19 protein-coding genes are annotated in these 12,424 nt (G+C 65.4%); 7 read left to right on the plus strand and 12 right to left on the minus strand.

Annotation, left to right across the window (positions count from 1 at the left end):
- Nucleotides 1–53: 53 nt before the first annotated feature.
- Nucleotides 54–1,055: an NADPH:quinone oxidoreductase family protein gene (locus ACYQ0L_RS00410; protein ID WP_459786950.1), complete on the minus strand. Its 1,002-nt coding sequence runs from the start codon at nucleotides 1,053–1,055 to the stop codon at nucleotides 54–56.
- Between the two features lie 47 nt (nucleotides 1,056–1,102).
- On the minus strand, nucleotides 1,103–1,285 hold the full coding sequence (locus tag ACYQ0L_RS00415) for a hypothetical protein (protein WP_459786951.1): 183 nt from the start codon (nucleotides 1,283–1,285) through the stop codon (nucleotides 1,103–1,105).
- A 119-nt stretch (nucleotides 1,286–1,404) separates the two neighbouring features.
- Between ACYQ0L_RS00415 and ACYQ0L_RS00420 the strand changes: the two genes are divergently transcribed.
- The 4 genes from ACYQ0L_RS00420 (at nucleotide 1,405) to ACYQ0L_RS00435 (ending at nucleotide 4,114) form a co-directional block, all read left to right on the plus strand.
- Nucleotides 1,405–1,830, plus strand: coding sequence for an acyl-CoA thioesterase (locus ACYQ0L_RS00420; RefSeq protein ID WP_459786952.1), 426 nt, complete (start codon nucleotides 1,405–1,407; stop codon nucleotides 1,828–1,830).
- Nucleotides 1,831–1,879: 49 nt separating this feature from the next.
- Entirely contained in the window at nucleotides 1,880–2,656 is a 777-nt protein-coding gene (locus tag ACYQ0L_RS00425; protein ID WP_459786953.1) for a fatty acid desaturase, read from the plus strand.
- The gene (locus ACYQ0L_RS00430; protein ID WP_459786954.1) at nucleotides 2,653–3,171 is read left to right on the plus strand and encodes a sterol desaturase family protein; all 519 of its coding nucleotides are present in this window, start codon (nucleotides 2,653–2,655) and stop codon (nucleotides 3,169–3,171) included. The genes ACYQ0L_RS00425 and ACYQ0L_RS00430 overlap by 4 nt, the downstream gene beginning before the upstream one ends.
- Before the next feature lie 214 nt (nucleotides 3,172–3,385).
- On the plus strand, nucleotides 3,386–4,114 hold the full coding sequence (locus tag ACYQ0L_RS00435) for a hypothetical protein (protein ID WP_459786955.1): 729 nt from the start codon (nucleotides 3,386–3,388) through the stop codon (nucleotides 4,112–4,114).
- Between the two features lie 10 nt (nucleotides 4,115–4,124).
- Here ACYQ0L_RS00435 and ACYQ0L_RS00440 read toward each other — a convergent pair whose 3' ends face one another.
- The 10 genes from ACYQ0L_RS00440 to ACYQ0L_RS00485 all read right to left on the minus strand — a co-directional run bounded on the left by ACYQ0L_RS00440 (nucleotide 4,125) and on the right by ACYQ0L_RS00485 (nucleotide 8,040).
- Nucleotides 4,125–4,532 carry a SufE family protein gene (locus ACYQ0L_RS00440; protein WP_459786956.1) on the minus strand — a complete coding sequence of 136 codons (408 nt, stop codon included), beginning with the start codon at nucleotides 4,530–4,532 and terminating at the stop codon, nucleotides 4,125–4,127.
- Between the two features lie 223 nt (nucleotides 4,533–4,755).
- A complete protein-coding gene (locus ACYQ0L_RS00445) occupies nucleotides 4,756–4,989 on the minus strand; it encodes a hypothetical protein (protein WP_459786957.1) in 234 nt (77 codons plus the stop codon).
- Between the two features lie 41 nt (nucleotides 4,990–5,030).
- Nucleotides 5,031–5,327, minus strand: a complete 297-nt coding sequence (locus ACYQ0L_RS00450) for a hypothetical protein (protein WP_459786958.1) — start codon at nucleotides 5,325–5,327, stop codon at nucleotides 5,031–5,033.
- Nucleotides 5,327–5,632, minus strand: coding sequence for a hypothetical protein (locus ACYQ0L_RS00455; protein WP_459786959.1), 306 nt, complete (start codon nucleotides 5,630–5,632; stop codon nucleotides 5,327–5,329). The genes ACYQ0L_RS00450 and ACYQ0L_RS00455 overlap by 1 nt, the downstream gene beginning before the upstream one ends.
- Entirely contained in the window at nucleotides 5,632–5,976 is a 345-nt protein-coding gene (locus tag ACYQ0L_RS00460; RefSeq protein ID WP_459786960.1) for a hypothetical protein, read from the minus strand. The genes ACYQ0L_RS00455 and ACYQ0L_RS00460 overlap by 1 nt, the downstream gene beginning before the upstream one ends.
- Nucleotides 5,973–6,284, minus strand: a complete 312-nt coding sequence (locus tag ACYQ0L_RS00465; protein ID WP_459786961.1) for a hypothetical protein — start codon at nucleotides 6,282–6,284, stop codon at nucleotides 5,973–5,975. Before ACYQ0L_RS00465 ends, ACYQ0L_RS00460 begins: the two co-directional genes overlap by 4 nt.
- 27 nt (nucleotides 6,285–6,311) lie before the next feature.
- The gene (gene pspC, locus ACYQ0L_RS00470) at nucleotides 6,312–6,692 is read right to left on the minus strand and encodes an envelope stress response membrane protein PspC (protein WP_459786962.1); all 381 of its coding nucleotides are present in this window, start codon (nucleotides 6,690–6,692) and stop codon (nucleotides 6,312–6,314) included.
- A complete protein-coding gene (gene pspB, locus ACYQ0L_RS00475) occupies nucleotides 6,689–7,000 on the minus strand; it encodes an envelope stress response membrane protein PspB (RefSeq protein WP_459786963.1) in 312 nt (103 codons plus the stop codon). The genes pspC and pspB overlap by 4 nt, the downstream gene beginning before the upstream one ends.
- A 3-nt stretch (nucleotides 7,001–7,003) precedes the next feature.
- Nucleotides 7,004–7,891 carry a phage shock protein PspA gene (pspA, locus tag ACYQ0L_RS00480; protein WP_459786964.1) on the minus strand — a complete coding sequence of 296 codons (888 nt, stop codon included), beginning with the start codon at nucleotides 7,889–7,891 and terminating at the stop codon, nucleotides 7,004–7,006.
- Nucleotides 7,888–8,040 (minus strand): hypothetical protein, encoded by a 153-nt coding sequence (locus tag ACYQ0L_RS00485; RefSeq protein ID WP_459786965.1) that lies wholly within the window; start codon nucleotides 8,038–8,040, stop codon nucleotides 7,888–7,890. The genes pspA and ACYQ0L_RS00485 overlap by 4 nt, the downstream gene beginning before the upstream one ends.
- 150 nt (nucleotides 8,041–8,190) lie before the next feature.
- Here ACYQ0L_RS00485 and pspF point away from each other — a divergent pair, with 150 nt between their 5' ends.
- The 3 genes from pspF to ACYQ0L_RS00500 all read left to right on the plus strand — a co-directional run bounded on the left by pspF (nucleotide 8,191) and on the right by ACYQ0L_RS00500 (nucleotide 12,376).
- Nucleotides 8,191–9,231 carry a phage shock protein operon transcriptional activator gene (gene pspF / locus ACYQ0L_RS00490; RefSeq protein ID WP_459787999.1) on the plus strand — a complete coding sequence of 347 codons (1,041 nt, stop codon included), beginning with the start codon at nucleotides 8,191–8,193 and terminating at the stop codon, nucleotides 9,229–9,231.
- 159 nt (nucleotides 9,232–9,390) lie between these two features.
- Nucleotides 9,391–10,854 carry an IMP dehydrogenase gene (guaB, locus tag ACYQ0L_RS00495; RefSeq protein WP_459786966.1) on the plus strand — a complete coding sequence of 488 codons (1,464 nt, stop codon included), beginning with the start codon at nucleotides 9,391–9,393 and terminating at the stop codon, nucleotides 10,852–10,854.
- Between the two features lie 340 nt (nucleotides 10,855–11,194).
- Entirely contained in the window at nucleotides 11,195–12,376 is a 1,182-nt protein-coding gene (locus ACYQ0L_RS00500; RefSeq protein ID WP_459786967.1) for an RsmB/NOP family class I SAM-dependent RNA methyltransferase, read from the plus strand.
- Nucleotides 12,377–12,424 lie beyond the last annotated feature (48 nt).

Raw genomic sequence — 12,424 nt, forward strand, 5'->3', positions numbered from 1 at the left:
TGGATTTGTGCACCGCAGATAGGGCGGTCGGCCCCATGCGGCAAGCGAGGTGCCTACTTGTCCATCTTCACCACCAGCTTGCCCACCGCCTGGCGTTTCTCCAGCTTCTCGATCGCGGTGTGGGCCTCGTCGATGCCGAAGGTTTCGCTGATCTGCGGGCCGATCTTGCCGTCCTTCCAGAACTCGAACAGCTCGGCGATGTTCTGCGCATTGCGCTGCGGTTCGCGCGCGGCGAAGGCGCCCCAGAAGACGCCGCGAATATCGCAGCTTTTCAGCAGCGTGAGGTTGAGCGGCATCTTGGCGATTCCGGCCGGGAAGCCGATCACCAGGAAGCGGCCTTCCCACGCGATGGAGCGCAGGGCGGGTTCGGAATAGTCGCCGCCGACGATATCGACCACGATGTCTGCCCCGTTGGAGCCGACGGCGGCCTTGAAATCGCCTGCCAGCGTCTTGGACTGGTCCTTGTCGAAGGGCGCGCGCGGATAGACCACCGTCTCGTCCGCGCCCGCTTCCTTCGCGACCTTCGCCTTCTCCTCGCTGGAGACTGCCGCGACGACCTTCGCGCCATAGGCCCTGGCGAGCTCGATCGAGGCGAGGCCGACGCCGCCCGCCGCGCCCAGCACCAGCACCGTGTCGCCGGGCTTGATGTCCCCGCGATCCTTGAGCGCGTGAATCATCGTGCCGTAGGTCATCAGCAGGGCGGAGGATTCGACAAGGTCGATCCCCTCGGGCACCTTGAACAGCTTGCCGGCCTCGACCGTCACCTGCTCGCGCAGGCCACCGCTGCCGATCCCGGCCAGCACGCGGTCACCGACCTTCCAGCCGTCCACGCCGTCTCCGATGGCGGAAATCGTGCCCGAAATCTCGCCGCCGGGCGAATAGGGTCGCTCTGGCTTGAACTGGTAGAGATCGCGAATCATCAGCGTGTCGGGGAAGTTGATCGCGCAGGCGGCCACATCCACCACCACTTCGCCCGTGCCGGGGCTCGGCGCATCGATCTGTTCCACCACGAGCGTTTCGGGCCCGCCCACTTCCTTGGTCAGCACGGCTTTCATCGGGCTAGTCTCCCACTTGTTTTGTGTGTTGTCGGTTGGTTTTCGTATCAGTCCGTCTGCGGGTCTTCGCCCGAGGGGATCGGGGGCAGCTGCCTGGGCTCGTCCTTGTCGGTATCGACCGACTTGCGACGCTTGCCTGCGTAGAGAAGGGCTGCGGCAATGGCGGCCGAGCCGATGGCTGCGCCGGTCGCGATGGCGACTCCGGAAAGGGTGGTCTTGTTCTTGCTCATGCCTGTTCTAGTGCATGGCGCGCGAAATCGTTGCAAGATGGTGCGGGTTGCGAGGGAAAATCGTGCCGAGCCCGCGAACGGTCATGGAATTGTAAGAGCTTCGGTGCTAACTTACACACATGTCAGCTAAACCTTTTGCGCATCCGATCGATATCCAGCCCGACGATATCGACTTCATGGGGCACGTGAACAACGCGCGCTACCTGGGCTGGGTTCAGGACGCGGTGCTGGCGCACTGGAAGAAGTTCGCCCCGGCAGAAGCGGTGGCCGAGCGCGCTTGGGTCGCGCTCAAGCACGAGATTACCTACCGCAAGCCCGCCTTTCTCGAAGACGCGATCATCGCCCGCACGGTGCTGGAGAGCACCAGGGGCGCACGTGCCTTCTATCACACGGTGATCGAGCGGGGCGGCGAAGTGCTGGCCGAGGTGAAATCGAGCTGGTGCTGCATCGATGCGACCAGCCTGCGCCCTGCGCGGATCGGCGAGGAAATCGCGAAGCATTTCTTCGCCCGTCCCGACGAGCGGAGCGCAGCGGGCGAGGATTGATCGCGCGAGCCGCTTTCACTGGCCCCCGGCGCGGTCTACACTGGTAGCCATGTCGCGCCCCGCCGATTCAATCTTTCAGCCGCTGGTCGGCCTGAGCCTTGCTGCGGCCATCCTTGCCGGATGGCTCGGCCTGCTGGGTTTTGCGCTGTTCGTGTTCGAGCTGGACTGGGCCACGTTCCCGCTCGCTCTCGCGATGGTGGCGGCGCTGTGCTGGCTGCAGGTCGGCATGTTCATCGTCAGCCACGATGCCATGCACGGCTCGCTCGTGCCCGGCGTGCCGCGGGCGAACGCCCTCGTGGGAACGGTGCTGCTGTTCCTCTATGCCGGTTTTTCCTATGATAAGCTGCGCGCGGCGCACTTCGCGCACCACAAGGCGCCGGGCACCGCACATGACCCGGATTTCGCGGCCGATCATCCGCGCGCCTTCCTGCGCTGGTACGGCGTGTTCCTCGCGCGCTATTTCGGCCCGCTCTCTTTCGTCTATGTGCTTTCCATGGTGACCGCGCTCACGTTTGTGTTGGGCGCGCCCTACGGCAAGGTCCTGCTGTTCTATGCCCTGCCGGCGATCGCATCCTCGCTGCAGCTGTTCTATTTCGGCACCTACCGGCCGCATCGCCATGCGGCGGACGCCTTTGCCGACCGGCATAATGCCCGCAGTGACGATTTCGGCACGCTGGCGAGCTTTCTCACCTGCTTCCATTTCGGCTATCACCTAGAACATCACCATCATCCCCACCTGCCGTGGTGGGCACTGCCCACCGCCCGCAGGTCGGCAAGGGCAAGCGCGCACGAGGCGCGTAAAATCGAGGAAGGAGCCGGGGCATGAGCCTGTGGCAGATCGTCGCCATCATCGCCGCGACATTCATCGGCATGGAATTCTACGCCTGGGCGATGCACAAATACGTGATGCACGGCTTCGGCTGGGGCTGGCATCGCGACCATCACGAACCGCATGACAACCGGTTCGAGAAGAACGACCTCTACGCACTGGTCGGCGCGGCCATCAGCATCGCGCTGTTCACGATCGGCAGTCCCTATGTCATGGGCGACGCCGCGTGGGAGCCGGCGTTCTGGATCGGCCTCGGCGTGATGCTGTACGGGGTGATTTACTCGCTGATCCACGACGGGCTGATCCACCAGCGCTACTTCCGATGGGTGCCCAAGCGCGGTTATGCCAAGCGGCTGGTGCAGGCGCACAAGCTCCACCACGCGACCATCGGGAAAGAGGGTGGGGTGAGCTTCGGCTTCGTGTGGGCGCACGATCCCGCCAAGCTGAAGGCGGAGCTGAAGCGCCAGCGCGAGGCGGGCATCGCCGTGGTACGCGAGAGCGCTGGGGCCTAGGCTGGCCTGAGCCGCTGCGATCCGCGCGGCGCGCTGACCCAATCGTGCAAGCACGCCTGCGCGGCTTGCCCCACCGGCGCAGCGAACCTATCCCATAAACTCCGGCTCGCGGCTTGCGCCCGCACCACTTGCCCGAGGCCCGTTGCCCCAAGCAGAGTCCCTTCACGATCGCTCTTTGTTGCAGCCCTCTCGTAGCGAGCGCGGACGGCGGCTTGTGGGGCTTGTCGCTGCGCTGCTGATCGAGGCGATCCTGCTGATCGTTCTCCTGACACTGAATATCCGGAACGATCCCCCGGCAGTACCGGGCAGCCTCACCGTGGTCGATCTGAAGGCGCGGAACGAGCCTGCGGAAGAACCTGAGCAGGCCGAGCCGGAGCCCAGCGACACCGCACAACCGGTCGAGCAGCAACAGGACACGCCCGATCCGCAGATCGACCGTTCGGAGGCTGTGCCGCCCGATCTCGTGCAGCCACCACCACCGGCGACACAGCCGCTGCCGCAACCCATCATCGAGACGCCGTTCGAGCTGCCTTCGTCGAGGAGCCCTGCGCCGGCGCCGCAGCCTCAGGCTCCCAAGCAGGTCTACGGCCCGGTCGACACCGGATCGCGTTCGCGCGTCGCGGATTCCGAAGTGGTCGGCACCGCGCCCGACGGCCAGCCGCTTTACGCGGCGCGCTGGTACCGAGAACCCGGCAAGAGCGAGCTTGCGGGCTATCTTTCTACCGCAAACGGTCCGGGGTGGGGCCTGATCGCGTGCAAGACCGCGCCGCAGTTCCGTGTGGTCGATTGCGTGCCGATCGCCGAATATCCGCAAGGGTCGATGATGAACCGCGCGATTCTGGCTGCCGCCTGGCAGTTCCGCGTTCGCCCGCCTTCGTTAGGCGGCAAGCCACAGGTCGGCAGCTGGGTGCGGATCAGGATCGACTATACGAGCCAGCGGTAACCCTGGCGGACTAGCCGCGCGCGATCCGGGCGGCGTGTTCCTTCACCAGCGCGATCATGTTGGGCACGCCTTGGGTGCGATTGCTGGAAAGCTGGTTCTTCAGATCGAAGGGTTCGAGGGCGCCCACCACATCCATCTGCGCCACGTCTTCGGCGGGCCGGTCCTGCACGGCGGCGATGACCAGCGCGACGATGCCCTTGGTAATTGCGGCGTTGCTGTCGGCGAGGAAGTGGAGCTTCTCGCCTTCTCCGGTCGGGTAGACCCACACCGCCGCCGAGCAGCCGCGAACCAGCGTGGCGTCGGTCTTGAGCGCGTCGGGCATGTCTTCAAGCTCGCGCCCCAGCTCGATCAGCAGGCGATAGCGTTCGTCGCCTTCGAGGAATTCGTATTCTTCGCGGATATCATCGAGTGTGCGCATGGTCGCGATGTAGCACCAAACCTTCTCCCCTCAAGGGGAGAGGGGCAACTCGACCCGAGAGCCCGCCCTCGCGCGTCAAGGTCATAGTAGATCACGTAGAACCACGAGAGAAAGCCGTGGACGATCGCTCAGACGATCAAGTGGTGCTGCGACCATGAAATCGCGACGGCAATGGCGCTGCCAAGTCCGATGCCGGCTTGCGCCGCCTGGCTGCGCGCACCGCTCACAGATCGACACCGTTGGCGATGGCTTCCAGCTTGCGGATGCGTTCGCGCAGGTCCGCCATGGCGATGCGACCTGTGCCGCGCGTCTCCTCGCTGTCATTCCGGCCGTTGGACAGCGCTTCGAGTTCGCGCCGCTTGAAGGCCAGCCAGCCTTCCCACGCGCGCAGCAGCGCGGCGGCGACCAGCGCGAGGCCGAGAAGCGATGTGGCGGCAATGACGAGTGTCGGCTCCATAACTATCGGTCTCCCCTTTGCGTGGGCCCGTCTTCGGGCGATCAGTCCCGATCTTCGCGCAGGGCGTCGATCTCGGCGGAAATACGTGCCCGTTCCTGGGCGGACGTGGTGTTCTTGTCGTAGGCGATGCGTTCGAGCACGGCGATCCGCTCCTTCAGCGCTTCGATCTCGCGTTCGGCCTCGGCGTCGCGCTTGGGTTCTGGATCGGGCTGCGGGGGAAGGGCGCGTCCGGCGGGCCGGCCATCATCCTCGACCCGCTCCGAACCGAAGCGCCCGCGGAGCAAGCTGGCCGCCGCCACGATCAGCACGATCAGGACGAGGGCATTCCAGAAGCTCATCAGTTGGGCTCCTGCTTCTCGCGCAGGGTCTCGATCTCGTGGGTCAGGCTGTAGCCGCTATCGGTCACGATCCGCTCGACATTGCCGAGCCGGTCCTTGATCGATCCCAGTTCGGCGCGCAGCTGCGCGTTTTCCTGCATCAGCAGCTTCACGCGCTCCTTGTCCTCGCTGGGATAGAGCGCCTTGCCCCAGCCGCTTTCGAGCGGGTAGCCGTGCTTGATCCGCATCCAGGTGGTGAGCACCCAGCCTGCCACGCCGGCGAGGCCGACGAGGGCGATCACTTCCGAAGTCATTTCGAACGGCATCACACGGTTTCCTTTTTACCAGTATCGATCGGCATGCCGCTGCTTTCATCGCGGCGCAGCGCCTGGATCTCGTCCGACAGCGAATAGCGGCGCTCGGTCACGATTCTCTCGAGGACCTTCAGCCGGTCGGCGTGATCGTCGAGGCGCTGCACCAGGCTGGCGTTCTCCGCCCGGAGCGCTTCGGTCTCGGCGGACTTGTCGGCGCGGCTGGTCTTGCCGCCCCATTCGTCTTCGAGGTCGTAACCGTGCTTGGCGCGGATCCAGTTGTTGATCAGCCAGCCTGCGGTGCAGATCGCGATGATGGCGACAATCATGCCGGGCCCGCTTAGGAAGTCTTCCATCATGCACGCTCCCGCGAGCCGGAGGTCAGCGGAACGCCGCTGTCGCGATCCTCTATCGAGCGCGTGTCACGCAGCGCTTCGATCTGGGTGGCGACGTCGTATCCGCGATCGGTCACGATCCGTTCGAGCACCTGGACCCGGTCTTCGAGCCGCTGGATCTGGCTGGCGTACTGCGCGGCCTTTTCGGCTGTGTTCGCGGCGGTCGTTTCCAACCCCATCTCGGCCAGCTTCTGCTGGTGCTTCGTCCAGATCGCGACGATCGGGATCAAGAGCGCGAAGATCGGGATCAATAGGGCAAGTATGCCTTCCATCGTAAATTCTCCCCTCGTGTTTCGGTATCAGCGCAGGCGTTCGATCTCGGCGTCGAGGCGCGGGTTGGAGCTGACATAGTGCTCCTCCACATTCGCCAGTCTGCGGTCGATCTCGCGCAGCTTGCCGCGGATTTCCCGCGCGGTGCGCTTCGGATTGGCCCGTACGCCCTGCCAGTATTTCTGCTCGCGCTTGTCTTCGGTGTAGAGGTGCGATGGCTTCTTGTTCAGCAGCATCCCCATGATGAAATAGGCAGGCAGGATCAGGCCGCCGGTCATCCAGATCGCGAACAGCGCGCCCAGTCGCCACCAGAGAACCTCGATCCCGGTATAGTCGGCGAGGCCTGCGCACACGCCCATCAGCTTGCCGTTCTGCTCGTCCTTGTAGAGCGTGGTGCGGGGCGTGTTCATGCGCGGGTTTCCTTCTTCTTCTGGGCGAGCAGGGCTTCCAGCTCTGCCAGTTCCTCGTTGTCGGCCTTGTTGTCGGCGATCAGGCGGGCGGGTTTGAAATCGGCGTGGTCGTGGGCGACCAGCCGCTCGACCGTGTCCATGCGGTCGTCTAGGCGCTTGGTGAGCGCATAAAGTTCTTCGAGCAGGGCTTCGTCATCGCTGGTGATGCCGCCGCCGGCGGTTTTCCACTTAGTGACGTAGTGGAAGATAAGCCACGGCAGACCGATGAACAGAATGCCAACGACAAGAACTGCTACCATCTCTTCCATGGCTTATTCCCCCTTCTTCGCGTCGTCGGCTCCCCTGCCGAGCGCGCGTTTCATTTCTTCCAGTTCCTCGTCGACCTTGTCCGATCCTGCGAGGGCGGCGATTTCGTCGGACAGCGACAGCTTGCCGCTCGCGCTTTCCATCTTGAGCTGGTCGGCACGCCCTTCGGCGTAATCGACCCGGCGTTCGAGCGCATCAAAGCGGGTGAGCGCTTCGTCGACCCGTTCGGTCGTCATCAGGCTGCGCAGCTTCACGCGGTTTTCCGCGCTTTCGAGGCGGGCGGCGATCTGCGACTGGCGGCTGCGCGCTTCGCGCAGGCGGCTCTGCAGCTTGTGGATGTCTTCCTCGTAGGCCCGTAGCGAATCGTCGAGCACGCTGATTTCCGCCTTGAGCTGCTCGCTCATGTCGGCGGCCTTCTTCTTCTCGACCAGCGCGCCGCGGGCCAGGTCCTCGCGGTCCTTGGACAGCGCCAGCTGCGCCTTTTCGGCCCAGTCGGCCTGCAGCTTGTCGAGCTTGACCGTGTGGCGGTGCATTTCCTTCTGGTCGGCAATGGTGCGCGCGGCACTGGCGCGGACCTCGACCAGGGTTTCCTCCATCTCGAGGATGATCATCCGGATCATCTTCGAAGGGTCGTCCGCCTTGTCGAGCATCTCGTTGAAATTGGCCGCGATGATGTCGCGGGTGCGGCTGAAAATTCCCATCAAGGGTGCTCCATAGGTAATGAAATCGTTGAGCTTCTCGTTGACCTTATCAGGGTTCGCCCACTCGGCGGCGCGTTTTGCGCCCGTCGGGTCGCTCTGCGTCGGGGTCGGGCTGCGCCGCAGCCGTTCGACCTCGTTGTCGAGGCGCGAGAGGCGGCTGTTGCGGCCGGGTGTGTTGCTATGGTCGGTCATGCGATTTCGGTTACCTGTAGCATAATCGGGCTATCCGATTGAGCGCCATCGGCAGACAGCGGATTCATTGCGACGAGCGCACCCAGAGCGAGGATCGTGACCAGCACGGCCTTGCTGAAAAGGCGCTTGGGATAGGCTTGATCGTGCATCGTTTTCCTCCTCGTTCGTTCTTGCCCTCAACATTGCAACCCGCGTGCCAAACTGGAAGAATGCAGGTTTTCCGCGGGTTTGGAGAAATTCGACCAACTGCATGTTGGGAATAATTGCCAAGGCTTGGGGTGCAGTCCTATATTCCGGGTATGGAGCGGGACAATCAGTTCGTCGGGCAATCGCTCGCCTTCCTCGACGCGGTCGAGCGGACCAGCCGTGCAGCGGCCTTACAGCGCCCTGTGCTCGTCATCGGGGAGCGGGGAACGGGCAAGGAACTGATTGCCGAACGTCTCCATCGCCTGTCCCCCCGCTGGGGCGAGCCGCTGATCACCATGAACTGCGCCGCGCTGCCCGAGACCCTGATCGAGGCGGAACTGTTCGGGCACGAGGCGGGCGCCTTTACCGGCGCGACCCGCACGCGCGAGGGGCGGTTCGAGGAGGCCGATGGCGGCACGCTGTTTCTTGACGAACTCGCGACGCTGTCGATGGCCGCGCAGGAGCGGCTGCTGCGCGCGGTCGAATATGGCGAGGTCACCCGAATCGGATCCAGCCGCCCGATGCGGGTCGATTGCCGGATCGTGGCTGCCACCAACGAGGATTTGCCCGCCAAGGCGGAGCGGGGCGAGTTCCGGTCCGACCTGCTCGACCGGCTGAGCTTCGAGGTCATCACCCTCCCGCCCCTGCGCGCGCGCGAGGGCGATATCGAGGTGCTGGTCGACTATTTCGGGCGTCGCATGGCCGCCGAGCTGGGATGGTCTGCATGGCCCGGCTTTGCCGAGCATGTCGCGACGCAGCTGGAGGAATATGCCTGGCCGGGCAATGTGCGCGAACTGCGCAATGTGATCGAGCGGGCGATCTACCGCTGGGACGACCCGGAGCGGCCCATCGGCCATATCGTGTTCGACCCGTTCGACAGCCCTTGGAAACCCGAAAGCGCACCGGGCCGCCCGACCGGCGGTAACAGTGGGCAGAAGGCCGAAGGCCAGAGCGCCGCGCCCGCGCAGCGGCTCGATTTCGAGGATGTCGCGGACCTGCGCGCTGCGGTCGACAGTCACGAACGGGCGATCGTGGAGCATGCGCTGGGCAAGCACCGCTGGAACCAGCGGCAGACCGCCAAGGCGCTTGGATTAAGCTACGACCAGCTGCGCCACTGCATCAAGAAACACGGCCTGATGGAAGAGGGCGCCTGATCGAAGGGGAATAGCGTGCCACACCCTCTGGCGGAGCGGGCCGAGGCTCGCTAAGGGCCGCCTGCAAGACAGTGGTTTCAATCGACCGCGGTTGTCCGAGTCGCACGGTGAACACCTGGCTGGAAAATCGCGAACCCTCTTGCTGAAAGGTGCCCCCCCGTGGCCTTCAAGGAAATCCCCCTCGCTCTCACCTTCGACGACGTTCTGCTGCGCCCCGCGGACAGCGAAGTGCTGCCCAGCATGGCCGACACGCGCACACGCCTGACGCGGGAAATCGCGCTCAACATACCGATCATTTCGGCGGCGATGGACACGGTGACCGAGGCGGACATGGCCATCGCGATGGCGCAGCTGGGCGGCATCGGCGTGCTTCACCGCAACCTCGATGTGGAAGAACAGGTCGCCGCGGTGCGCGCGGTGAAGCGCTATGAAAGCGGGATGGTGGTCAACCCCATCACCATCGGCCCCGATGCGACTCTGGGCGAGGCGCAGGAGCTGATGACAGCCAACCGGATCAGCGGCATTCCCGTTACCGATCGCGGCGGTAAGCTGGTCGGCATCCTGACCAACCGCGATGTCCGCTTCGCCGAAAATCCGCGCCAACCGGTGCGCGAACTGATGACGACCGACAATCTCGCCACCGTGCCGCTGGGTACGGGCGAGGAAGAGGCGCGGCGGATGCTCCACCAGCGGCGGATAGAGAAGCTGCTCGTGGTGGACGAGGATTTCCGCTGCATCGGCCTGATCACGGTCAAGGACATCGAAAAGGCGGTCAACCATCCCACCGCGACCAAGGATGCTGCGGGACGCCTCCGCGTGGCTGCCGCCACGACCACTGGCGACAAGGGCTTCGACCGGACCCGGGCACTGATCGACGCGGAAGTCGATGTCGTCATCATCGATACCGCGCATGGCCATAACCGCGATGTGCTCAAGGCCGTGGAGCGCGCGAAGACCATTTCCAATTCGGTGCAGGTCATCGCGGGCAACGTGGCGACCGCCGAGGCGACCCGTGCATTGATCGATGCCGGGGCAGACGCCGTGAAGGTTGGCATCGGGCCGGGCTCGATCTGCACCACCCGCGTCGTGGCGGGCGTTGGCGTGCCGCAGCTGACCGCGATCATGGACGCGGCCGAAGAGGCCGAGAAGTCGGGCGTTCCGGTAATTGGCGACGGCGGCCTGCGGACCAGCGGCGACGCGGCGAAGGCACTGGCGGCAGGCGCGAGCTGCGTGATGGTCGGTTCGATGCTCGCCGGCACCGAGGAAGCGCCGGGCGAAACCTTCATCTACCAGGGCCGCAGCTTCAAAAGCTATCGCGGCATGGGCTCGGTCAGCGCAATGGCGCGCGGCAGCGCGGATCGCTATTTCCAGCAGGACGTGTCCGCGATGAAACTGGTGCCCGAGGGGATCGAGGGACAGGTGCCGTTCAAGGGCCCGGCCAGCGCGGTGATCCACCAGCTCGTCGGCGGGATCAAGGCGGCGATGGGCTATACCGGCAGCCCGACGATCGAGGATCTGCGTAAAGGCGCACAGTTCGTCCGCATCACCAATGCCGGGCTGACCGAAAGCCACGTCCACGACGTCGCGATCACGCGCGAGGCGCCCAACTACCCCTCGCGGTAAGAGGGGGCGGCACCCTTTCTTCAAATCGTCATCCCCGCGAAGGCCGGGATCCAGATGCCATATCCGGTCCGGCCCTCGGACGCCATCTGGGCCCCTGCCTGCGCAGGGGCGACGGAGTGCAGTGACGAGGGAGCGCGATTCCCGCCCGCGTGGGAATGACGGGGGGCTGCGTGACGAGAGCGGTTTCCTACACGGCGTCCGCGTGCCATGCCGCGCGCATGAAATTCCTCTCGAACATCCCCCATCCGCACCGCGAAAACCCCCTTCGCGGCCCCGGCGATCTTTCTCTCCTGGACACTGTGTCAGGTGTGTCAGGCGAAGCGCGCCAAGGGGTCCGGACGTGAAGCCCGCGGCGCGCGTTCAGGCCGCGATCGGGATCCTCGATCGCGTGATCGAAGCGGCGAAGGGGCAGGGCGCGCCGGCGGACCGGATCATCGCCGACTGGGCCAAGGCGAACCGCTATGCCGGATCGAAGGACCGGCGCGCGGTGCGCGAGCTGGCTTACGAGGCGATCCGCCATTGTGGCGAAGTGCCTGCCTCGGGCCGCGCGGCGATGCTCGCGCTGGCGCAGGGGGACGAGGCTCTGGCCGCGCTGTTCGACGGATCGCAATACGGGCCGGAGCCGGTGAGCGCGGGCGAGCCCGTCGCCGAATCGGGACTTGCGCCCGAATGGCTGGTCGAACAGCTGGCGGCCGCCGGTGTCGAGGGAGAGGAAGCCGCCGCCCTCATGGGCCGCGCCCCGCTCGATATCCGTGTCAATGCGCTGAAGGCGGATCGTGCCAGCCTCGACCTGCCCGTACAGGGCGAGCCGCTCGCCGCGCCGCACGCGCTGCGGTTCGAGGGTGGAACGCAGGCCGACCAGTGGGATGCCTACCGCGAAGGCCGGATCGAAGTGCAGGACCATGGCAGCCAGCTGGTGTGTCTTGCCGCAGCCGTGCGCCCGGGCGAGACGGTAATCGACCTGTGCGCGGGCGCAGGCGGCAAGACGCTGGCTCTGGCGGCGGCGATGGAGAATCGCGGCCGCCTGATCGCCTCGGATACGGACAAGCGCCGCCTGTCGCAGTTGGCTCCGCGCGCCGAGCGGGCGGGGGTGACGATCGTGGATCAGCGCCTGCTCGACCCGGGGCGGGAAATGGAGGCGCTCGGCGCTCTCGAAGCGCAGGCCGACTGCGTGCTGATCGACGCGCCATGTTCGGGCGTCGGCACCTGGCGCCGCAAGCCCGAGGCCAAGTGGCGGCTGACCGCAGAGCGGCTGGCGCGCTTCGCCGCCACGCAGGAATACCTGCTGTCGCTCGGCGCCCGGCTGGTGAAGCCCGGCGGGCGGCTGGTCTTCGTCACTTGCTCGTTGCTGGATGAGGAAGGGGCGGATCGCTTCTCGCGCTTCCTAGAACACAATGCGGGCTGGCAGGCCGACAGGCCCGAACTGCCGCTGGGCAGGGCGCGCGGGCAGGGGGTCCGTCTCTCGCCGTTTCACGACGGTACGGACGGATTTTTCGTCGCGCGTGGTCGTTTGCCGTGTTAGCCTGAACCCCTATGGACGTTTCGGCCCAAAACCTCCTGGCTTCCTCGA

This window comes from Alteriqipengyuania triglochinis (assembly GCF_054655655.1).